Here is a 21,871-nt window from a genome sequence, read left to right on the forward strand (position 1 = left end):
GTCCTTCGGCTCGTCGTCCTACTCCGGCGGCACCCGCACCAGCACCGGCATGGCCGTCTACACCCCCGCGGCAGGCGACTTCGCGACCCTCGGCCCGCTGGCCGGAGCCGGCGCCGGCTGGGAGGTGCTGGACAAGTCCGGCACCACGTACACCTTCGGCGAACCGTCCGGTGCGGCCTGGCAGCTGACGAGGATCACCGACAGGTACGGACGCGCCGAGACGCTCACCTACGACACCTCACAGCAGCTGACCCGGGTGGAGAACGCGTTGTCCGGCCGCGGCCTGGCCTTCACCTGGACGACCCCGTCGGGCGCGGCGCACCCGCACGTCGCCACGGTCACCACCGACGACGCCACAGCGGGCGACGACACCACGGCAGCCCTGTGGACGTACGGCTACACGGGCGACGAGCTGAGTGCGGTGTGCCCGCCCTCCCCGTCGGCGCCGGCGACCGCCTCCACGGACTGCTACGCCTACACCTACACGCCCGGATCGAACTACCCCGCCGCCGCGCTGGACGCCGGTCCGCGCGCGTACTGGCGGCTGGACGATCCGTCGGGGAGCACCACCGCGGACTCGTCCGTCCTGGCCAACGAGCAGACGGACGCGGGCACCTACACCGGCGTCTCCCTCGGCGGCCAGTCAGGTCCGCTGACCGGTTCCGCGGCGACCGCGGCGACCTTCGACGGCACCGGCTACGTCAGTGTCCCCGCCACCCCGCTGCACTCCGACACCAGTCGCGCCGTGTCGCTGTGGTTCAGGACGTCGGCGAACGGCGTCCTCATCGGTGACCAGTCCCAGTCCATCGCCGGCGCCAGCTCGGCCACCGGCAGCTTCGCCCCCGTGCTCTACGTGGGTTCGGACGGAAAGCTGCACGGCCACTGGTGGAGCACCACCCAGGACGGCACGGTCCCGTTCGGGTCCTCCGCGACCGTCGACGACGACACCTGGCACCACGCCGTCCTGTCCTCGGACGGCACCGTCCAGACGCTCTACCTCGACGGCGTCCAGCAGGCGACCCTGACCGCCACGCCGAACGACGCGCGCAACACCCTCACCTACATCGGCGCCGGGTTCGCCCACGGCTGGCTGGACGCACCGGCCGACGTCAGCCACTTCACCGGCGCCATCTCGGACGTGTCGTTCTACGACCACCCCCTGACCGCCACCCAGGTCGCCGACCTGCACACCGAGGCGACCACCAGCGCCGCGTTCCTCACCCGGGCGACCAACCCCTCCGGCCGCGTCACCGCCCAGGTGTCCTACGACACCGCAGCCGACCGGCTCACCTCGGTCACCGACCGGGACGGCGGAACCTACACCCTCCACACCCCGACGGTCGCCGGGTCCAGCGCGGTCTACCGCTCCTCGGTCCTGGCCGCCGACCCGGTCGGCTACTGGCCACTGGGCGACGACGCGGGTTCCCTCTACGCCGCCGACGACGTCAACAGCGGCAACGGCACGTACACCGACACCACCCTCGGGGTGCCCGGCCCGTTCTCCGCCAAGGACACCACCGCGCCCACGGCCGCGACGTTCAACGGAACCGACTCCTCCGTACTGCTCCCGCAGACCATGGCATCGGCGACCGAGGCGACCGCGGACCTGTGGTTCAGGACCAGCACCGCCGACGGCATGCTGCTGGGATCGGCCAACGGCCCACTGGACACCGCCTCGAACGTCCAGCCGCTGCTGTGGATCGGCAGCGACGGCAAACTCTACGGAGGCTGGTACACCAGCGCGGGCACCCCGCAGCTCGTCACGGCGTCGGCCGTGACCAACGGTGCCTGGCACCACGTGGTACTGACCGCCACGGCCACCGGCCAGTCCCTGTACCTCGACGGCACGCTCGCCGAGAGCGCCGACTTCGCCGGAACCCTCGCGGTACTCGACCACCAGTACCTCGGCGCCGGCCGCTCCGGAACCAGTTGGCACGGACTCGCCGACCACACCACGTTCCACCTGACCGGCCAGATCGCCCAGGCGGCCCTCTACCGCACGGCGCTCACCGAGGACCAGGTCAAGGACCAGTGGGCGAAGTACCACGCCTCGTCGGGGACCGTGGCGACCGAGACCGTCGACATCACCGATCCCGGCGGCAGGACCCTCTCCACCCGCTACGACCTCTCGCACGGCGGGCGGACGGTCTCCGACACCGACGGCACCGGCGCCACCACCTCCTACGGCTACGACACCGGCGGCTTCCTGCACACGGTCACCGACCCCGCCGGCAACGTGACCACGACCGGCCACGACACCCGCGGCAACGTGCTCACCCGGACCACCTGCCAGGACAGGTCCGCCGACAAGTGCTCCACGGCGTACTACACGTACTACCTCAACACCAAGTCGGCCGCCGACCCGCGCAACGACCGGATGCTCACCTCCTCCGACGGCCGGTCCTCGGACGCATCGGACACCACATACCGGACCACCTACACCTACGACACCGACGGCAACCGGCTGACCACCACCACCCCGGCGGTCACCGGTCACACCGACGGGCTGACGAGCACCCGCACGTACACCACCGCGAGCACCGCCGGTTTCGACTCGGGCACCACGGCTCCGGCCGGACTGCTGGCCGCCGCGCAGACGCCCGGCGGCGCCACCACCTCGTACGTGTACTACGCCAACGGCGACCTCGCCGAGGAGACATCCCCCCTCGGCCTGAAGACCTACTACACCTACGACGGCCTCGGCCGCGTCCTGACCGAGAAGTCGGTCAGCGACACCTACCCGTCCGGTCTGACCACCACCTACGCCTACGACGCCCTGGGCCGGGTGCTGACCGAGACCGACCCGCCGACCACCGACCAGGTCACCGGCACCGTCCACACCGGACGGACCACCCACACCTACGACGCCGACGGCAACCCGCTCACCACCACGGTGTCCGACACCACCGGCGGCGACACCCCCCGCACCACCACCCGCGCCTACGACTCCCACGGCCGGCCCGCCACGGTCACCGACCCGATGGGGCACGACACCGGCTACACCCATGATGCCTACGGCAACCTCGCCACCGAGACCAAACCGGGCGGCCAGGTCTACGCCTACACCCACGACGCCGACGGGCGCCTGCTCACCACCACGCTCGACAACTACACGGGTTCCGGCCCCACCGCCGCCGACCCCACCGCACAGCTCGTGGAGACCCGCACCTACACGGCGGACGGCCGCCTGCAGACCGTCACCGACCCCGTCGGAGTGACGACCACCCACAGCTACTACGACAACGGGCTGACCCAGCAGGTCACCCGCACCGGAGCCACGGGCAGCACCTTCGTCGACGAGCAGGACACCTACGACGCAGCCGGGGACCTTCTCTCCAAGGTCACCGCGAACGGCACCCTGACCACCGACTACACGGTCGACGCAGCCGGCCGCACCACCACGGAGACCGTCGACCCGAACGACACCGCCCAGACCACCGCCTACACCTTCGACGCCGACTCGCACGTCCTCACCACGCACCGGACCGACGCCGCGGGCGACCCGGCGGCGCAGTGGACGTACACCTACGACGCGGCCGGGAACAAGCTGTCCGCCGGCCGGTACGTCGACAGCAGCACCACGCTCACCACCCAGTGGACCTACGACCAGCGCGGTCTGGCGGTCACCACGACCGACCCCGAGGGCGGCCTCCACCACTACACCAACGACGAGGCCGGTCGGCTCACCACGACCACCGACCCGGCGATCACCACCACCGATCCCGGCACCGGCAGCACCGCCACGGTGTACCCGACGACCCTGACCGGCTACGACACCTTCGGCGAGCGCACCGAGTCCGAGGATCCCGACGGCAACATCATCGCCACCGCCTACGACCGCGACGGCCGCAAGACCGGCACTACCCTGCCGACCTCGGCCACGACCGCCTGGACCTACGACGCCGACGGCAACGTCCTCACCGAAACCGACGCCAAGGGCAACGCGACCGACTACACCTACGACCAGCTCGGCGACCCGGTCAAGCGGACCAACCCGGCCATCGACATCTCCGGCGCCCCCACCCGCGGCACCTGGACCTACACCTACGACCTGGCAGGCGACCGGCTCACCGAGACCTCCCCCTACGGGTCCGTCACCCACCACACCTACGACGACCTGAGCCGCTCCACCAGCACCTGGGGCTACGTCTACACCTCCACCAGCGCCCAGACGAAGGAGGAGACCGACACCGCCTACAACACCGCGGGCCTGCCCGCCACGACCACCTCCGCCACCGGCGTCGGCACCTCCTACACCTACGACGCCCTCGGCCACGTCCTCACCCGGGCCGACACCACCGGCGACACCACGCAGTACACCTACGACCTGCTCGGCAACGCGGTGATGACCGTCCTGCCGGACCAGAGCATCCAGACGGCGACCTTCGACGCGGCCGGCCGCAGGACCGCCACCGCGCAGAAGGCCGCGGACGGCACCGTGCTGGCTTCCACGTCCGCCACCTACAGCGCGAACGGCCACCTGCTCACCACGACCAACGCCCTGGGTCACACCACCAGCTACACCTACGACACGGCCGGCGACCTCACCACCCAGACCGAACCGGTCAGCGACAGCACCTCCATCACCACCACGTTCGGCTACGACGCCGCGGGCCACCAGACCGCCTACACCGACGGCAACGGCAACACCACCTACTACACGTACACCTCGGTCGGCCTGCCCGCCTCCAAGCAGATCCCCGCCGTCACCGGCTACACCACCGCCGCCGACCGGACCACGACGTACACCTACGACGCCCTGGGCCGGCTCACCGAACAGACCGCCCCCGGCGGGGTCACCGTCACCAACGCCTACGACGCCCTCGGCGACCTGACCTCGCAGACCGCCACCGGCGCGGACGCCCCCACGGCGACCCGCACCTTCGACTACTCCCTCGACCGGAACCTGGTCGCCTCCACCGCCGGCGGCGCCTCCGAGACCTACCAGACCAACGCGCTGGGCGACCTGCTGAGCGCCTCCGGCCAGGCCGGCACCTCCTCGTTCACCTACAACGCGGACGAGTCACCGCTGACCCGCACCGACGCCTCCGGCACCAGCACCTACACCTACGACGGCGACGGACGCCCGGCGACGGTCGCCGACGCGGCCACCGGCACCACCCTCACCTACGGCTACAACAGCCTGTCGCAGATCGACACGGTCACCTACGGCAACTCGGGCGACGTCCGCACCTACGGCTACGACGGCCTGCACCGCCTGACGTCCGACGCCCTGACCACCGGCTCAGGCCAGGCCGTCGCCTCGGTCACCTACGGCTGGGACCAGGCCGACGAGCTGACGTCGAAGACCACGACCGGCGTCCAGGGCGCCTCCACCAATACCTACGGCTACGACCAGGCGGGCCGTCTGACGTCCTGGACGAAGGACGGCACCACGACCGCGTACACCTACGACGGCGCCGGCAACCGCCTCACCGCGGGCTCGACGACGTACACCTACGACGCGCGCGACGAACTCGTCTCCGACGGCACGCACACCTACACCTACACGGCGCGCGGCACCCTCTCCGCGAAGGACTCCACGGCCTACACCTTCGACGCCTACGGCCAGCAGATCACCGCCGGCAGCACCTCCTACGCCTACGACGCCCTGGGCCGGGTGATCACGGCGGGCGGGACCACGCTCACCTACTCGGGCACCGGCAACACCGTCGCCTCCGACGGCACCACCACCTACAGCCACGGCGCCTCCGGAGCCCTGACCGGCGAGTCCGGCCCCGCCGGCGCCACGCTGGCCTGGAACGACCTGCACGGCGACCTCGTCGGCCAGTTCACCGCCACCGCGACCGCACTGACCGACTCGGCGAGCTACGACCCCTGGGGCACGCCCACCGCGGGCTCCCTCACCGGCAGCGTCGGCTACCAGGGGGAGTTCACCGACCCCGCCACCGGCGCCGTGAACATGCACGCCCGCTGGTACACCCCCGGCACCGGCGGCTTCAACTCCGCCGACACCGTCGACAACCCGGCGGTGGGCAGGAGCGCCAACGCCAACCCGTATGCCTATGTGGCTGACGCGCCGATGACGGAGTGGGACCCGAGCGGACACTGGGGCGTCGCCGTCGCCCTTGGAGGGGTTTTCTGCCCTGAGTGCGTGGCGGTAGTGGCTGGAGTGCTACTGGTCACGGCCGTGGGTGTGATGGCCTACCAGAAATACAGGGAAAACCATGACTCTTCCAACAAGGAGAGCGGTGGCCTGGGGGCCATGAGCGTGGGTCCCCTTGGGCCGCCCGGCGCATCCAAGATGTGTGTCGACTTCTGGTCAATGGCCTGCCAGGTGCGCTTCGGTAAGAGCAAGCCCGCTAAGCCTTCGGCCGACGCAAAGGACCCTGGAAACACCCCGTGCTACACCTGCGGGGGAAATCTGGACCACACCGTGCATGACGCTGCCGCTGCAGCCAAGGATGCCGCCGCCACAGCTGCCGCAGAGGCAGCCCGCCGCGCCGCGATCCGCGCCAACGCGCTGAAGATCACCAAGTCGATCGGTACGGCCATTCTTGCCGTCAACTCGATCTCGTCAGCTCCTCAATCCCCCGCCGCTCAGATCAATATCAACAAACTTGACATGGCAGCTGGTGAACAGATCGGAGGGCTTGTCACGACCTTTCCCGTCGACCCCGGCGTCAACGACCAGAACATCCTGGTAAACCCGTTCGACCCGGACGCCGGGGCAGGGCTCATATCCAGCTTCCCAGTTGATCCGGGGGCCGGAACCGGTAACACGCTGATCACTCCGATCGATCCCGCCGCGAGCGCGGCACAGACTTCGATCTTCCCGGTCGATCCGTCCAGTGGGCTCCCTCGGATGGCTTTCCAGCAGGGTTCGGCGGACGTCGCGGGCACGCACTATGGTGAAATCGGTTCTGCGAAGACCGCAACTCAAATCCGTAACGCACCCGGGCCTGCAACTGGTGGATATAGTCTACCTAATGCTGGCGGTGGGTGGCTGAGGGGTACTAGCGGAAATGTTGGACGGATTCCCGGTCAAATTGCAGATCAGTTGCGTGGGCAGGTGTTTAATGGGTTTAAACCCTTCCGTGAGGCATTCTGGGCTGCAGTTGGAAATGATTCGAGGTTGGCTTCCGGGTTCTCTCCGTCAAATGTGACGAGGATGCAGTCTGGGCTAGCGCCGTTCGTTCTTGCTGATCAGTCAACTCCGGGTGCGTATAACTATGTCCTACATCACTCCTTCCCGATCTGGGCCGGTGGGGGGGTGTATGATATGGATAACATCGTCATAGTCACGCCCAAGTACCATTCGGAGATCCTGGATGGCGACTTCCATTACGGGAGGTGAAGAAGATTCCTCAAGGTGACCCAAGGCGTGCGAGAGCTCTCGCGCTGGTGGCAGAGGTTCGCTCTGGAAATTTCTCGGATGCGGAATGCGCGGAGCGTTTGGAAGAACTTTCGCGCCTTATTCCCCATCCGGCGTGGACAGATTTGTTGTTCTATCGGACGCCTGAACTCACGGATGAAGGCGTCGTGGGCGAGGCATTGGCCTACCGGGCGATTGAGCTCTGATCTTGGTGTGGGCTCTTCGGGTGGAAAATGCAGAGGTCTCATTGGAGTTGTTGCCCGTAAGGTATCTGGGCGCCTGGCAGTAGAGCGGCGGGCTGTCGTGCACCCGGAGAAACCCGATGAGGGAGCGTAACCGCATGCTCTCGGGTGCATATGGAGGGGCTGACGGTGCACCACGTGGTGCGGCGCCTGACTGGGCTGCTGCCTCCTACGTCCACCGGGGCGACGCCCCGGCACTGGGCGGAGGTGCACGCGGGGACTCGGGACGGCTCTGCCCCCGGACTTCCGGGACTTCGTCGACGTCTACGGCTACGGATGTCTGGATGACGTGCTCAGCGTCCGTCCGGCGGGCGGAGTGCCGGGGCCGCCTTCCCCGCCCGGCGCGCGCTGCCGTCCTCGGCGGAGGGCGAGCTCAGGACGTTCCGCGGGGCCGGTGCGGTTTCCGGCCTGGCCGGCCGAAGGGGCGCTGCTCAGCTGGGGCACCACACCGGTCGGCTATGACCTGTTCTGGGAGAAGCAGCGGAGAGACGTCCCGGGTGCCTGGCCGGTGCGGGTCGTCGGGTTCCGCAGCGAGACCGTAGTGGAGCTGTGCATCCCGGGTCACCCGCAATCGCGGTACCTGAACGTCCGTGAGGAGGCCGATACCGAGGAGGCCGGGGAGGATCCCTGGGACCTCGACGACCTCTGGGACGAGCGGGAGCGCGCAGGCGGTGAGCGGAGAGGTGGCCTGGGTGCGGGGGTCGGGGCGGCACCGGCACGAGAATCCTCACGTGCCGCGGTTGACCGTCGAGAGCTTCGGCCCGGACGGCGACGACCTGCGGGTGTCGGTGACCCTGGACCTCGAACCGCAGGCCCCGCTCCTGGCCACGGTGCGCATCGGCGGCCCCGACGGCGACGCGCTGCGCTGGGCGGATGTGCCCGTCTCCGTGCCGGGCGGCGACGGGGCCGCTTCGTCGGTCCTCGAGATCCGGCTGGGCCCGCCCGGAGGCGAGCGACACTGGTCTGTCGTGGCGGGACCTGGTACACGCCATGAGCCACGAACCCGAGTGGAGACTCTCCGAGGCGGTTCAGGACCACGCGGCGTGATCCGGCGGGAACGCCTCAGACCACCGCGCCGCGCCCCGGGTCGTCGCCGTCCTCGTCGTCGGTGCGCATCCGCGCCACCAGCGTGGCGACGCCGCCGAGGAAGCCGCCGATGGTCAGCGTCGTCAGCCACCAGGTCATGTCCCAGCCGAGCAGTACCGCCAGCAGGAGCAGGACGGGCCCGCCGACCACGCCCAGCCAGGCGAACCTGGCGGTGGCGTCGGCCTCGGGCAGCGGCGGCGGCTCGGGCGGTTCGAAGTGGCCCTCGTCGTCCTCGTCGAAGTCGTCCTCGGACGGCTCGGGCGGCGAGTAGTCGCGGGGGCCGCCGACCCCGGGCGCGAAGGACACCGAGCCGCCCAGCGGCCGCGCCGGTGCGGCGGGCCGCGCGGGCTCGTCGCCGGTGGGTTCGGTGTCCTCCGTACCGGGCGTGGCGTTCGTCCCGGACTCCAGCAGGGCGAGGTCCTCCACCGACTTGAACGGCTTCGACCCGGGCGGGTCCGGCGGCTCGTCGCCGTACCCGGCGACGATGGCGTCCCAGGCCGCGTCCTCGTCGAAGGGCACGCTCTGCTCCTCCGGCTCGTGCCCGTCCTCGCGGTCGGAGTCGTGCTCAGCCACCTGCCGTCGTCCCTTCCTTCCCGATCCGGGGAGCGAGCCGGCCGATGAAGCCGAGGCTCTCCTCGGCGATCCGGTCCGCATCGTGGTCCAACGTCGCCACGTGGTAGCTCTGTTCCAGCAGCACCTCGGTCACGTCCGTCGACGACACCCGGCCGAGGATGCGGGCCGAGTCGACCGGCGGGACCACGTGGTCCTGGGTGCTGTGCATCAGCAGCAGCGGCTGCGTGACCTGCGGCAGCTCCCCGTCCACCATGCGGAAGAAGGTGCGCAGGGAGTGCGCGGCGTGCAGCGGGACCCGCTCGTAGCCCAGCTCCGCGGCGCCCGGCTTCGCGATGTCGCTCGCGATGCCCTTGGTGCTCCGCACCAGGTGGCGGGCGACCGGCAGCGCGTACGCCGACAGGCCGTGCACCTTGTTCGCCGGGTTGACGACGACCACGCCGGCGATCCGGTCGCCGTGCTTCGCCGCCAGCCGCAGGGCCAGCGCACCGCCCATGGACAGGCCGGCCACGAAGACGGTCTCGCAGCGCTCGGTGAGCAGCCGCAGCTCGCGGTCGACCTCCGCGTACCAGTCCTGCCAGCCGGTGACCTGGAGGTCCTCCCAGCGGGTGCCGTGCCCGGGCAGCAGCGGCAGGGAGACCGTCAGGTCGTGCGAGGCGAGGTACTCCGCCCAGGGGCGCAGCGACTGCGGGGATCCGGTGAAGCCGTGGCAGAGGAGGACGCCGACCTCGCCGCCCTCGTGGCGGTACGGCTCGGCTCCGGGAAGGACCGGCACCTTCGTCTCCTGTCCGTGAGTAGGCCGTGAACGAGGCCGTGAACGAGTCCTGGTGCAGGTTCACCGTACGCGACCGTACTGACACCGACCAGGGCCGTCGGGTTCTTGGGCGGTGCCGGCGGGATAAGGTCTGACCGACACACATCAGGAGGCACTCGGTTGTTGTACGGCGCGATGAAGGTTTCCGTCGGGGGGTCGTTGAAGCTCGTCTTCCGGCCCTGGGTGGAAGGCCTGGAGAACATCCCGGCCGAGGGCCCGGCGATCCTGGCGAGCAACCACCTGTCCTTCTCCGACTCGTTCTTCCTGCCCGCGGTGCTCGACCGCAAGGTCACCTTCATCGCCAAGGCCGAGTACTTCACTACGCCCGGGGTGAAGGGCCGGCTCACCGCCGCGTTCTTCAAGGGTGTCGGGCAGCTCCCGGTCGACCGCTCGGGGGTGCGCGGCGCCGGCGAGGCCGCGATCAGGAGCGGCATGGAGGTACTGGAGCGCGGTGAGCTGTTCGGGATCTACCCGGAGGGCACCCGCTCGCCCGACGGCCGCCTCTACCGGGGCAAGCCGGGCGGCCTGGCGCGGGTGGCGCTCGCCACCGGGGCGCCGGTGATCCCGGTCGCCATGATCGACACGGAGAAGATCCAGCCTCCGGGGAAGGTCGTCCCGAAGGTCATGCGGCCCGGTATCCGCATCGGTGAGGCGCTGGACTTCTCCCGGTACCAGGGCATGGAGCACGACCGGTTCGTGCTGCGCGCGGTGACCGACGAGGTCATGTACGAGATCATGAAGCTCTCCGGCCAGGAATACGTCGACATGTACGCCACCGCCGCCAAGCGGCGGATCGCCGACGCGGCCAAGGCGGAGAAGGAACAGGCGAAGCAGGACAAGCAGGGCGGGCGGGACGGGCAGGGCGAGTAGGAGAACGGCGAGAGCTAGTCGAGCGGGGCCGGGCCGCCGCGTGCCCGGCGCCGGTGGTCTTGGGGGGACTGGATGGCCAGGCGCGAGCAGGACCTGCGGATGTCGGTCGAGCTGCCGATGTGGCGTGCGCTCACCGGCTACCGGCTGCTGACCATGCTGTACGCGGTCGCCCTGTTCGCCACCGGATACGGCGGCTTCGCCCACCCCGAGCCCGCCATCGCCTACTTCGCCGTGATGTGCGTCTGGACCCTGGCCACCCTCCCGAAGGTCGCCGACGCGGCGCACTGCACCAAGCCGTTCCTCGCCGCCGACCTGGCCATCGCCGTCGGCGGCATCCTGCTCACCCCGCTCACCGACACCCACCAGCGCATCCTCGACGGCGGCCCGACCCTGCCGTCCATCTGGACGGCCGGTTCCGTACTGGCCTTCGCCCTCAAGGGCGGCTGGCGCTGGGCGGCCCTCGCCTCCACCGTCGTCGCCGCCGCCAACCTGGTCGAACGCGGTGCCCCGGCCCGCGACACCGTCCACAACGTGATCCTGGTCTGGGTCGCCGCCATCGCCATCGGCTACGTCGTCGAGGTCGCCCGCGCCTCCGAGCGGACCCTGGCCCGCGCCCTGGAGATCGAGGCGGCGACCCGCGAGCGGGAGCGGCTGGCCCGCGACATCCACGACGGCGTCCTCCAGGTGCTGGCCATGGTGCAGCGGCGCGGCGACGTGCTCGGCGGGGAGGCCGCCGAGTTGGGCCGGCTGGCCGGAGAGCAGGAGGCGGCCTTGCGCACCCTGGTATCCGGCGGGCTCACCCGGGCCGCCACCCCCGCCGGCCGCGTCCCCGGGCAGGCCTCCGGCGAAACCGGCGCCCACACGCGGGAAGCCGCCGACGCGGACGGCTCCGCCGACCCCGACGGCCCCGCCGACCTGCGCGCCCTGCTCGCCCCGTACGCCGGTGCCCGGGTCAGCCTCGCCGAGCCCGGCGCCCCGGTGCCCCTGCCTCCGGCCGCCGCGCGGGAACTGGCGGCCGCGGTCGGCGCGGCCCTGGACAACGTGCGCGAGCACGCCGGGGAGCGGGCGCGCGCGTGGATCCTCGTCGAGGACGAGCCGGACGCGGTGATCGTGACCGTCCGCGACGACGGTCCCGGCATCCCCGAGGGCCGGCTCGCCGAGGCCGAACGGGAGGGCCGGCTCGGGGCGGCCCTCTCCATCCGGGGCCGGCTGCGCGACCTCGGCGGCACGGCCGCGTGGGTGTCGGTCCCCGGCCAGGGCACGGAAGTCGAACTCAAGGCACCCAGGGCGACGGCCCCGCGGGGGAAGGCGGAGCAGCGATGAGCGGACAGCGGGACCCGATCAGGGTGATGGTGGTCGACGACCACCCGATGTGGCGGGACGCCGTCGCCCGGGACCTCGCCGAGGCGGGCTTCGACGTGGTCGCCACCGCCGCCGACGGCGAGCAGGCGGTGCGCCGGGCCCGGGCCGCCGCGCCCGACGTCCTCGTCCTCGACCTGAACCTGCCGGCCAAGCCCGGGGTCCAGGTGTGCAAGGAGGTCGTCGCCGCCGACCCGCGGCTGCGGGTGCTGGTGCTGTCGGCGAGCGGGGAGCACGCCGACGTCCTGGAGGCCGTCAAGTCCGGGGCCACCGGCTACCTGGTGAAGTCGGCCTCCACCGGGGAACTCCTCGACGCGGTGCGCCGGACCGCTGTCGGCGACCCCGTCTTCACACCCGGCCTCGCCGGCCTGGTCCTCGGCGAGTACCGCCGCCTCGCCTCCGACGGCCCGGCGCCCGCGGCCGGCACCGAGGCGGCCGCGGCGCCGGGGGCGCCGGGCACGCCCCGGCTCACCGACCGGGAGACCGAGGTGCTGCGGCTGGTCGCGAAGGGGCTGAACTACAAGCAGATCGCCGAACGGCTCGTCATCTCCCACCGCACGGTGCAGAACCACGTCCAGAACACCCTCGGCAAGCTCCAGTTGCACAACAGGGTGGAACTGGTGCGGTACGCGATAGAAACAGGCCTGGACGAGGCGTGATCGGCGCCCGCGGCGGCACCGTCGGGCACTAGCGTGAACCTCTGGAGTGTGGACCCCGGACGGAGGGACGTCGGCATGCGCGTGGGAGTACTGACCGGAGGCCGTGACTGCCCCGGCCTCAACGCCGTGGTGCGGGCCGTGGTGCGCAAGGGCGTGCAGGAGTACGGCTACGAGTTCGTCGGCTTCGTCGACGGCTGGCGCGGCCCGCTGGAGGGGGACACGGTGCCGCTGGACATCCCGGCCGTGCGCGGCACGCTGCCGCAGGGCGGCACCATCCTCGGCACCTCGCGCACCCACCCCCTCGACGAGGAGGACGGGGTGCGCCGCATCCGGGACAACCTCGACAAGCTCCGCGTCGACGCCCTGATCACGATCGGCGGCCGGGACACCCTCGGCACGGCGGCCCGCCTCGCCGACGAGCACGGGCTGCCCTGCGTGGCCGTGCCCAAGACCATCGACAACGACCTGTCCGGCACCGACCGCACCCTCGGGTTCGACACCGCCGTCAACGTCGCGACCGGGGCGATCGACCGGTTGCACACCACGGCCGAGTCCCACAAGCGGGTCCTGGTCGTCGAGGTGATGGGCGGTGACGCGGGGTGGATCGCGGTGCACTCCGGACTGGCCGGCGGCGCGAACGTCGTTCTGATCCCCGAGCAGCCCTTCGACATCGACCAGGTGTGCGCCTGGGTCACCTCCCGCTTCCGCGCCTCGTACTCGCCGATCGTCGTGGTCGGCGACGGGGCCCGCCCCCGCGGCGGCGCCCCGGTGCTCACCCATGTGCCGAGCGCCGCCTCCGGCCGGGTCCGGCTGTCCGGGGTGGGGGAGTGGCTGGCCGGGCAGATCGAGCAGCGCACCGGCAAGGAGGCCCGCACCACGGTCCTCGGCCACCTCCAGCGCGGCGGCTCGCCGAGTCCCTTCGACCGCTGGCTCGCCACCCGGTTCGGGCTGCACGCCGTCGACGCGGTGCGCGACGGGGACTTCGGCAAGATGGTCGCGCTGCGCGGTACGGACATCGTCCGGGTGCCGATCGCCGAGGCCACCGCGCGGATCAAGACGGTCGACCCGGCGCTGTACGAGGAGATCGGCGTGTTCTTCGGCTGACCGGCACCACCGGGCCGCCGGTTGGCCGGTACCGCCTCCACTGTTCGGCCGACCGGCACCGCGCCCGCTGTTCGGTCGACCGGTACCGCCCCGCCGTGCGGCTGACCGGTACCGCCCCGCCGTGCGGCTGACCGGTACCGCCCCGCCGTGCGGCTGACCGGTACCGCCCCGCCGTTCGGCTGCGGGCCGTATATTCGGGCCAGGTCCGGGTCGTCGGGCCGCCGGCCGAGCAGAGTGGGAAGGTGCCGTGGAGATCCTCGCCTTCGGAGTGCAGGCGGACGAGAAGCCCCTCATGGAGCGGGCCTTCGCCGGCCACCACGAGATCCGCTGCCTGGACGTGTTCCTCAACGAGGACACCGCGCCCATCGCGGCGGGCTACGAGGTGGTCTCCACCAGCGTCAACGCCGACCTGGGGAACCGCGTCCTGGAGATCCTCGCGGCCGGCGGCACCCGGATGGTCGCCCAGCGCTCGACCGGCTTCAACAACGTCGACCTGCCCGTGGCCGAGCGGCTCGGCATGACGGTCGCCCGGGTGTCGTACTACTCGCCGTACTCGGTGGCGGAGTTCGCCTGGACGCTCGCGATGGCCGTCAACCGGCGGATCGTGCGCGCCTCCACCCGCACCCGGGACTTCGACTTCCGGCTCCACGGCCTGATGGGCCGCGACATGCACGGCCGTACCGCCGGAGTGCTCGGCACCGGCAAGATCGGTGTGGCGTTCGCCCGTATCGCCCACGGCTTCGGCATGCGGCTGCTCGGCTGGGACGTCGCCGAGAACCCGGCCTGCCGGGACCTCGGCATGACCTACGTGACCAAGGAGCAGCTCCTCGCCGAGTCCGACCTGATCAGCCTGCACGTGCCGCTGATGCCCGCGACGCAGCACCTGATCGACGCGGACGCGCTGAAGATCATGCGGGACGACGCGATCCTGGTGAACTCCAGCCGCGGCGGCCTCATCGACACCGCGGCCCTCGTCGACGAACTCCGCGAGGGCCGCTTCACCGGCGTCGGCCTCGACGTGTACGAGGCGGAGGCGGGCCTGTTCTTCCTCGACAAGTCCCTCCAGGCCATCGAGGACGACACCCTGGCCCGCCTGCTCACCTTCCCCAACGTGCTGGTCACGTCCCACCAGGCGTACTACACCGAGGACGCCGTCGGGCAGATCGTCGAGACCACCGTGACCAACGTCCTCGACTACCGGGCCGGCCGCCGCTCGGAGAACGTGCTGGTGCCGCGCGGCTGACCGAGCAGCTCCCGGACCACGGCGGCGCCGTCCAGGGTCAGCACCGACTCGGGGTGGAACTGCACCCCGGCGAAGCCGTCCCCGCGCACCGCGTGCACCTCGCCCGAAGGGCTCCGGCTCACTTCGACGCCCCGCTCGGCCAGTTCCCGCGCCGCGGCGTCGTCGCAGCGGGCCGTGAAGCTGTTGTAGAAGCCGGCGGTGAGGGTGCGCCCGAAGAAGTCGATCTCCGTCTGGGCCCCCTGGTACGGCACCTGCTTGCGCACCAGCTCCAGCCCGAGTTCGGCCGCGAGCAGCTCGTGCCCGAGGCACACCCCGAGCACCGGGTGCCGGTGCTCCCGCAGCGCGCGGGCGGCGAGTTCCCGCAGCATCCGCATCTTCGGGTCGGCCGGATCAGCGGGGTCACCGGGGCCCGGGCCCAGCACCAGCGGCCCCGGGTGCGCCCGCGCCCGGTCGGATAGCCCCGGCTCGTCGTAGCGGCGCACCGTCACCTCCAGCCCGTTCGACCGCAGCAGGTGCGCCAGCATCGCCGTGAAGGTGTCCTCGCCGTCCACGACCAGCGCGTGCCCGGTCAGCTCCCGGACCGGCTCCTGCATCCGCAGCCAGAACGGCGCCAGCGCCTCGCGCCGCGCGTCCAGCGCGGCCCGCACCCGCGGGTCGTCGGCCAGCCGGGGCAGGGCGCGCTCCTCGCGGGGCCGCGCCGGCCGGACGCCCAGCGCCGCCAGGACACCGGCCGCCTTGGCGTGCGTCTCGGCGACCTCGCCCGCCGGGTCCGAGCCGCGCACCAGGGTCGCGCCGACCGCGACGCGCAGCCGGCCGTCCCGGGAGACGTCCGCGGTGCGGATGAGGATGGGGGAGTCCAGGGTCTGGGCGCCCCCGGAGTCCCGGCCGAGCAGGGCCAGCGCGCCCGCGTAGTAGCCGCGCGCGGTGCCGTCCCGCCCCGGCGGCTCGTGCCGCTCGATCACCCGGCAGGCGTTCTGCACCGGCGAGCCGGTGACGGTGGCGGCGAACAGGGTCTCCCGCAGCACCTCCCGGACGTCCAGCGACGACCTGCCGCGCAGCTCGTACTCGGTGTGCGCCAGGTGCGCCATCTCCTTCAGCCGCGGTCCGACGACGACCCCGCCCCGGTCGCCGACCGTGCACATCATCTTCAGCTCCTCGTCGACCACCATGGAGAGCTCCTCCCTCTCCTTGCCGTCGGCGAGGAACTCCAGCAGGTGCTCGGCGGTCGGCCCGCCGGCCGGATAGCGGTACGTCCCGCTGATCGGGTTCATCACGACGGTCCCGCCGGACATCCGCACGTGCACCTCGGGGCTTGCGCCGACCAGCGTCCGCTCCCCGGTGTGCACGACGAACGTCCAGTACGCGCCGCGCTCGCCCTCCAGCAGCCGCCGGAACAGGGCCAGGGCGTCGGCCCGCCCGAATCCGGGGATCCCGCCCTCGTAGGTGCGGCGGATCACGAAGTTCGCGCCCTCGCCCCGCCCGATCTCCTCGCGCAGCACCCGCTCGACGACGTCGGCGTACTCCTCGTCGGCGACGTCGAACCCGCCGTCCTCGACCCGCACCCGGTGGGCCGGCAGCGCGCGGAGGGCCTCCGCGAGCGGGAACGCGTGCCGCTCCTCGGGCAGCAGCACCGTCAGTGGTGTGCCGTCGTCGCGGACGTCGAAGCCGCGCTCCCGGATCTGCCGGAAGGGCACCAGGGCGAGGCCCTCGTCGGGCAGGTCGGCGAGCCGTTCGCAGTCGTGGACCGGGCCGAGCAGCAGCTCCACCGTGTCCTGGTCGAGGCCCGGCGTGCGGCGGCGCAGCAGGGCGAACGGGCGTGGGTCGGCCGGGAGCTGTTCCAGGTCCATGATCGGGGGTTCCTCTTCCGTCTTCCGTCACTGAGCGGTTCGGTGAGGGACGGCCCCGGGTGCCGGACGGCTGCCCGGACATGGCGAAGGCCGCCCCTCGGGCGGCCTTCGCGAAGTGGTGCGTACGCGCGTCAGTGGGCCGCCGGAGAAGCGGTCCACCACCAGTTCTGATGTGTCGGCGCGGGCATGCGGCAGATGGTAGCGCAACGGCCCGCGGTGCCGCAGCGCGTCCCGCGGGGCGGGACGGCCGGGGCGCCGCGGGCCGTTGCCGCGGATCCGGGCCGATCAGATGATCATGCCGTAGGTGTTCCAGCCGAAGCCGATCTTGATCCGGGAGGCGTACGGGGCGGCGGCGTTGCCGGTGCCCCGGTACAGCCAGAGCCCGCCGTCCTTGTCACGGGCGATCAGGTCGGGCTTGCCGTCGCGGTCGAGGTCGCTCGGCCCGCGCAGCAGGTTGTAGATGTTCCAGCCGAAGCCGATCTTGACCCGCGGCTTGTAGGGGGCGGCGGCGTTGCCGGTGCCCTGGTACAGCCACAGTCCGCCGTCCTTGTCGGTCGCGACCAGGTCGGCCCTGCCGTCACCGGTGAAGTCGCCGGTGTCGGTCATCATGCTGTAGATCTGCCAGCCCGCGCCGATGCGGGTGCGGGGCAGGAACGGCCGTGCGGTGTCGCCGGTGCCCTGGTAGAGCCAGAGCACGCCGTCCTTGTCGCGGGCGACCATGTCGGGCTTGCCGTCGCCGGTCAGGTCCCGCGCGCCGGTGACGACGTCGTAGATGTTCCAGCCGGCGCCCACCTTGGTGCGCCCCAGGTACGGCGAGGCGGGGTCGCCGCTGCCCTTGTAGTACCAGAGCACGCCGTCCTTGTCGCGGGCGACCATGTCACCGGTGCCGTCCGCGCGCATCGCGGTCAGCGACGTCACGAGGGAGTAGATGTTCCAGCCCCAGCCGATCCGGTAGCGGTGGAAGTACGGGGCGGAGGCGTCGCCGGTGCCCTGGTACTGCCACAGCTGGCCCGAGGAGTCCCGGCCGAGGATGTTGTAGCGGTCGGTCCCCGGGTCGGGCGCGGTGCTGTCGACCACCTGGACGTCCGAGGCGCGGACCCAGGCCACCCGGTGGTTGTAGCGGATCGGGTAGAAGCTGTTGCTGCCCACCACCAGGACGCGGGAACCGGTGCCGGAACCGTCGATGGTGCCGCTGTTGTAGTAGGTGCCGGGCACCGCCGCGCCGCTGAGCTCGTACTTCTGCCCGGCGGCCACGCTGTACTTCGTCAGGGAGGCGTCGTTGGAGTCCTGCACCGGCACGCCGGTGCCGTCGTACGCGGCCGCGTCGGGGTAGGCGCGCCCGAACACCTGGATCGAGCTCAGGCCCGACTTCGGGGTGACCACCTTGCCGGTGCCGACGGCCGTGGTCCACTGGCCGCCCGGGTTGTAGAACCAGGCCTTCCGCCCGCCGTACCAGATCGCGGTCCAGTCGCGCTGCGCCTCGGCGACGACGTACTCGCCGCCGGCCACCACCTTGTCGCCCCAGTTCCAGCCCTCGCTCCAGGACGCGGAGGAGCCCAGGTACGGGTCGCTGATCTTGGACGCGCCGGTGGACGGCGAGCTGTACAGGTACATGAAGTTCGCCGGCTGCGGGTCGACCGCAGTGCCGCCGTTGGTGAGCGGCGGCTGGTTCACCGTGGTGAACGGCGGGGTGATGCGGATGAGCTGACCGGCCCGGTACGGGCCGCCGGGGCCGCCGACACCGGTCGGTGCGCCCATCAGCTGCATGTAGTGGTTCCAGTCCCAGAAGGGGCCCGGGTCCCAGTGCTGGGACTTGACCTTGGCGTCCAGGATGCCCGGGACCTCGTCGTGGCCGATGATGTGCTCACGGTCCAGCGGGACGCCGTACTTGTTCGCCAGGTACTTCACCAGCGTCGCGGAGGACTCGTACTCCGGCTCGGTGTACCAGCTCCCCTCCTTGATCGCGTAGCCCTCGTGCTCGATGCCGATCGAGTGCATGTTGAGGGTCTTGTTGGCGGCGTGCCACGCCTCGTTCTTGTTCTCCACCATCTGGGTGACCAGACCGTCGGAGGCGCGGATCATGTAGTGCGCGCTGGCGTAGCTGTAGGAGTTCTGGAACACCGCGAGCGAGCCGTCGTAGCTGCCCTCGGTGTCGTGGATGACGATGTAGCGGATCTCGTGGCCCTTCTCGGGCCGGTTGGCGATGCCGTAGTTGCCCCAGTCCTCCAGCGAACCGTTCTGCTGGTAAGCGGCGGGCCGGAAGTCGCAGTTCAGGCCGGCCGGGCAGTCCGGTGTCGGGGTGGTGCCGGCGACGGCGGCGGCGAGCTTGAGGTCCGACTTGCCCTTCGGCCGCACCGACGGGTCGGCCTTCAGCGAGACGCTCTGGCCGTCCGCGGTGACGCGCTGCTCACCGGTCCTGATCGACTCGTAGACGCGCGTGGCGAAGAGGTCCGCACCCTTGCTGTCGGTGGCCTGGCTCGCGCGGGCGACCGCCGGGTACCAGGCGCCCGGGTCGTCGGGCAGCGAGCCGGTGGCCTCCTTCTCGTACTTGGCGAGGAGCGCGGCACCCGCCCGGATGCTGTCCCGGGTGCTCTTGCGCACCTTCTTCGACGAGGCGCCGATCAGGTCGGCGGCCTTGTCCAGGGTGTGCAGCCGCGGATCGCTGGTGTCGACGGCCTTCTTCTCGGGCTGGTGCTGGAGCGCCTTGTCCGCGTCGAAGTGCTTCTCGATCGCCGGGTCGCCGCTGCGGTTCATCCGGTCGAGCAGCTGGGCGCGCTCGTCCGCCTTGCCGCCCTTGCTGCTCACCAGGTCGCTCTTGTCGACGTCCGTGAGCCCCATCACGTTGTACGCGCCGGTGGTGCTCGGCAGCCCGTCGTGGTCCTCCCAGCGCGTCTGCCGGTACGAGACCGCCATCAGCACGCTCTGCGGCACGTCGAACTCCGCGGCCGCCTTGGCGAACTCCGACTGGAGCCGGGCGCCCGGCGCGACGGGGTTCTTGGTGTCGTCGGAGCCCAGGAAACCGGGTGCGGCGAGAGCCAGGCTGCCGGCGGTGGTAGCGATCGCGGCGGCCGTGGCCACCCCGTAGACGAGCAGTCGTTTCTTCTTTCGATCTCTTCGGTGCCCCGCGGTCAAAGTCCCACCCCTGCGATGCTGTTGAGATTGTGGTGATGCAAAGTTCAAAGGTCCGTGAGGTTACCAAGTACTTCGGTCCGCGGGTGCTCCGGGGGGTGTCCCGCGCCGGCCCGGGCGCGCCGGAGCCGTCGCCGCGGCGTCTCACGTTCCGAACGTGCGCCGGGGCGGCTCCGGTGACCGCGTAATGTTGTCGAGGTGACCGTGAACGCTGAAACCCACGCCGTCGCCCCCGTGGCGACCTGGCGAGACCTGCCCGCGGCGCAGCAGCCCGATTACCCCGACCCCGAGGCTCTGCGCAAGGTGATCGCGGACCTCGAGGCCTATCCGCCGCTCGTCTTCGCGGGCGAGTGCGACCAGCTGCGCGCCCGGTTGGGGGCCGTCGCCCGGGGCGAGGCGTTCCTCCTCCAGGGCGGCGACTGCGCCGAGGCCTTCGACGGCGTGTCCGCCGACCACATCCGCAACAAGCTCAAGACGCTGCTGCAGATGGGTGCCGTGCTGACGTACGCCGCGTCCGTCCCCGTCGTCAAGGTGGGCCGGATCGCGGGCCAGTACTCCAAGCCGCGCTCGAAGCCCACCGAGACCCGCGACGGCGTGACACTGCCGACCTACCGCGGCGACTCGGTCAACGGCTTCGAGTTCAGCGAGGCCGCCCGCATCCCGGACCCCGAGCGGCTGAAGCGGATGTACCACGCCTCCGCGTCCACGCTGAACCTGGTGCGCGCCTTCACCACCGGCGGCTACGCCGACCTGCGCCAGGTGCACGCCTGGAACCAGGACTTCGTCAGGTCCTCGCCGTCCGGCCAGCGGTACGAGCAGCTGGCCCGCGAGATCGACAACGCGCTGAACTTCATGCACGCCTGCGGGGCCGACCCGGAGGAGTTCAAGACGGTCGAGTTCTTCGCCTCGCACGAGGCGCTGCTGCTCGACTACGAGTCGGCGCTGACCAGGGTGGACTCCCGCACCGGGCAGCTGTACGACGTCTCCGGGCACATGGTGTGGATCGGCGAGCGGACCCGGCAGCTCGACCACGCGCACATCGAGTTCGCCTCGAGGATCCGCAACCCGATCGGCATCAAGCTCGGCCCGAGCACGACGGCTGAGGAGGCGCTGCAGTACGTCGAGCGACTGGACCCGGAGCGCGAGCCGGGCCGGCTGACCTTCGTCGTCCGGATGGGCGCGGACAAGATCCGGGAGCGGCTGCCGGAGCTGGTGGAGAAGGTCACCGCCTCCGGTGCCGCCGTGGCCTGGGTCACCGACCCGATGCACGGCAACACCTTCGAGGCGGCCTCCGGCCACAAGACGCGCCGCTTCGACGACGTGCTCGACGAGGTGAAGGGCTTCTTCGAGGTCCACAAGGCGCTGGGCACCCACCCGGGCGGCATCCACGTGGAGCTGACCGGCGACGACGTCACCGAGTGCGTGGGCGGCGGCGACGAGATCTTCGTCGACGACCTGCACCAGCGCTACGAGACGGCCTGCGATCCGCGGCTCAACCGCAGCCAGTCGCTGGACCTGGCCTTCCTGGTCGCGGAGATGTACCGGGATCAGTGACGGCCCGCATCGGGCATCGTGGGGCGCGGATCACACCGGATCCGCGCCCCTGCCCCTT

12 protein-coding genes are annotated in these 21,871 nt (G+C 71.2%); 8 read left to right on the forward strand and 4 right to left on the reverse strand.

All coding sequences use genetic code 11. The features are described 5' to 3' along the window. Window positions 1-49 precede the first annotated feature (49 nt). On the forward strand, window positions 50-7,318 hold the full coding sequence (locus tag ACL02U_RS06370) for an RHS repeat domain-containing protein (RefSeq protein ID WP_412789654.1): 7,269 nt from the start codon (window positions 50-52) through the stop codon (window positions 7,316-7,318). After that, window positions 7,315-7,542, forward strand: a complete 228-nt coding sequence (locus ACL02U_RS06375) for a hypothetical protein (protein ID WP_412789655.1) — start codon at window positions 7,315-7,317, stop codon at window positions 7,540-7,542. The genes ACL02U_RS06370 and ACL02U_RS06375 overlap by 4 nt, the downstream gene beginning before the upstream one ends. A 1,098-nt stretch (window positions 7,543-8,640) precedes the next feature. On the opposite strand, the gene ACL02U_RS06380 is transcribed toward ACL02U_RS06375, so the two are convergent. Then, the gene (locus tag ACL02U_RS06380) at window positions 8,641-9,237 is read right to left on the reverse strand and encodes a hypothetical protein (protein WP_412789656.1); all 597 of its coding nucleotides are present in this window, start codon (window positions 9,235-9,237) and stop codon (window positions 8,641-8,643) included. Continuing rightward, a complete protein-coding gene (locus ACL02U_RS06385) occupies window positions 9,230-10,009 on the reverse strand; it encodes an alpha/beta hydrolase (RefSeq protein ID WP_412789657.1) in 780 nt (259 codons plus the stop codon). The genes ACL02U_RS06380 and ACL02U_RS06385 overlap by 8 nt, the downstream gene beginning before the upstream one ends. Before the next feature lie 174 nt (window positions 10,010-10,183). Here ACL02U_RS06385 and ACL02U_RS06390 point away from each other — a divergent pair, with 174 nt between their 5' ends. The 5 genes from ACL02U_RS06390 to ACL02U_RS06410 all read left to right on the forward strand — a co-directional run bounded on the left by ACL02U_RS06390 (window position 10,184) and on the right by ACL02U_RS06410 (window position 15,283). Further along, window positions 10,184-10,918, forward strand: a complete 735-nt coding sequence (locus ACL02U_RS06390; protein WP_412789658.1) for a lysophospholipid acyltransferase family protein — start codon at window positions 10,184-10,186, stop codon at window positions 10,916-10,918. A 72-nt stretch (window positions 10,919-10,990) separates the two neighbouring features. Continuing rightward, the gene (macS, locus tag ACL02U_RS06395; protein ID WP_412789659.1) at window positions 10,991-12,241 is read left to right on the forward strand and encodes a MacS family sensor histidine kinase; all 1,251 of its coding nucleotides are present in this window, start codon (window positions 10,991-10,993) and stop codon (window positions 12,239-12,241) included. Then, window positions 12,238-12,936, forward strand: a complete 699-nt coding sequence (locus tag ACL02U_RS06400; RefSeq protein ID WP_412789660.1) for a response regulator — start codon at window positions 12,238-12,240, stop codon at window positions 12,934-12,936. Before macS ends, ACL02U_RS06400 begins: the two co-directional genes overlap by 4 nt. Before the next feature lie 75 nt (window positions 12,937-13,011). Further along, window positions 13,012-14,040 carry a 6-phosphofructokinase gene (locus tag ACL02U_RS06405; RefSeq protein ID WP_412789661.1) on the forward strand — a complete coding sequence of 343 codons (1,029 nt, stop codon included), beginning with the start codon at window positions 13,012-13,014 and terminating at the stop codon, window positions 14,038-14,040. A 247-nt stretch (window positions 14,041-14,287) separates the two neighbouring features. After that, window positions 14,288-15,283 (forward strand): 2-hydroxyacid dehydrogenase, encoded by a 996-nt coding sequence (locus tag ACL02U_RS06410; protein WP_412789662.1) that lies wholly within the window; start codon window positions 14,288-14,290, stop codon window positions 15,281-15,283. Here the strand turns inward: ACL02U_RS06410 and ACL02U_RS06415 are convergent. Next, on the reverse strand, window positions 15,235-17,130 hold the full coding sequence (locus ACL02U_RS06415) for an anthranilate synthase family protein (protein WP_412789663.1): 1,896 nt from the start codon (window positions 17,128-17,130) through the stop codon (window positions 15,235-15,237). The genes ACL02U_RS06410 and ACL02U_RS06415 overlap by 49 nt on opposite strands. 285 nt (window positions 17,131-17,415) lie before the next feature. Beyond that, window positions 17,416-20,262 (reverse strand): N-acetylmuramoyl-L-alanine amidase, encoded by a 2,847-nt coding sequence (locus ACL02U_RS06420; protein ID WP_412789664.1) that lies wholly within the window; start codon window positions 20,260-20,262, stop codon window positions 17,416-17,418. Between the two features lie 195 nt (window positions 20,263-20,457). On the opposite strand from ACL02U_RS06420, the gene ACL02U_RS06425 reads away from it, so the two are divergent. After that, window positions 20,458-21,813 carry a class II 3-deoxy-7-phosphoheptulonate synthase gene (locus tag ACL02U_RS06425; RefSeq protein ID WP_412789665.1) on the forward strand — a complete coding sequence of 452 codons (1,356 nt, stop codon included), beginning with the start codon at window positions 20,458-20,460 and terminating at the stop codon, window positions 21,811-21,813. The last annotated feature ends 58 nt before the right edge of the window (window positions 21,814-21,871 follow it).

This window comes from Streptomyces sp. MS06, assembly GCF_047200655.1.
Lineage (GTDB): Bacteria > Actinomycetota > Actinomycetes > Streptomycetales > Streptomycetaceae > Streptomyces.

Excerpts from the sequence above, each read along its gene's own strand:
- ACL02U_RS06370 (WP_412789654.1), top strand. The coding sequence starts at position 50 with ATGGCCGTCTACACCCCCGCGGCAGGCGACTTCGCGACCCTCGGCCCG.
- ACL02U_RS06390 (WP_412789658.1), top strand. The coding sequence starts at position 10,184 with ATGAAGGTTTCCGTCGGGGGGTCGTTGAAGCTCGTCTTCCGGCCCTGG.
- macS (WP_412789659.1), top strand. The coding sequence starts at position 10,991 with ATGGCCAGGCGCGAGCAGGACCTGCGGATGTCGGTCGAGCTGCCGATG.
- ACL02U_RS06400 (WP_412789660.1), top strand. The coding sequence starts at position 12,238 with ATGAGCGGACAGCGGGACCCGATCAGGGTGATGGTGGTCGACGACCAC.
- ACL02U_RS06405 (WP_412789661.1), top strand. The coding sequence starts at position 13,012 with ATGCGCGTGGGAGTACTGACCGGAGGCCGTGACTGCCCCGGCCTCAAC.
- ACL02U_RS06415 (WP_412789663.1), bottom strand. The coding sequence starts at position 17,130 with ATGGACCTGGAACAGCTCCCGGCCGACCCACGCCCGTTCGCCCTGCTG.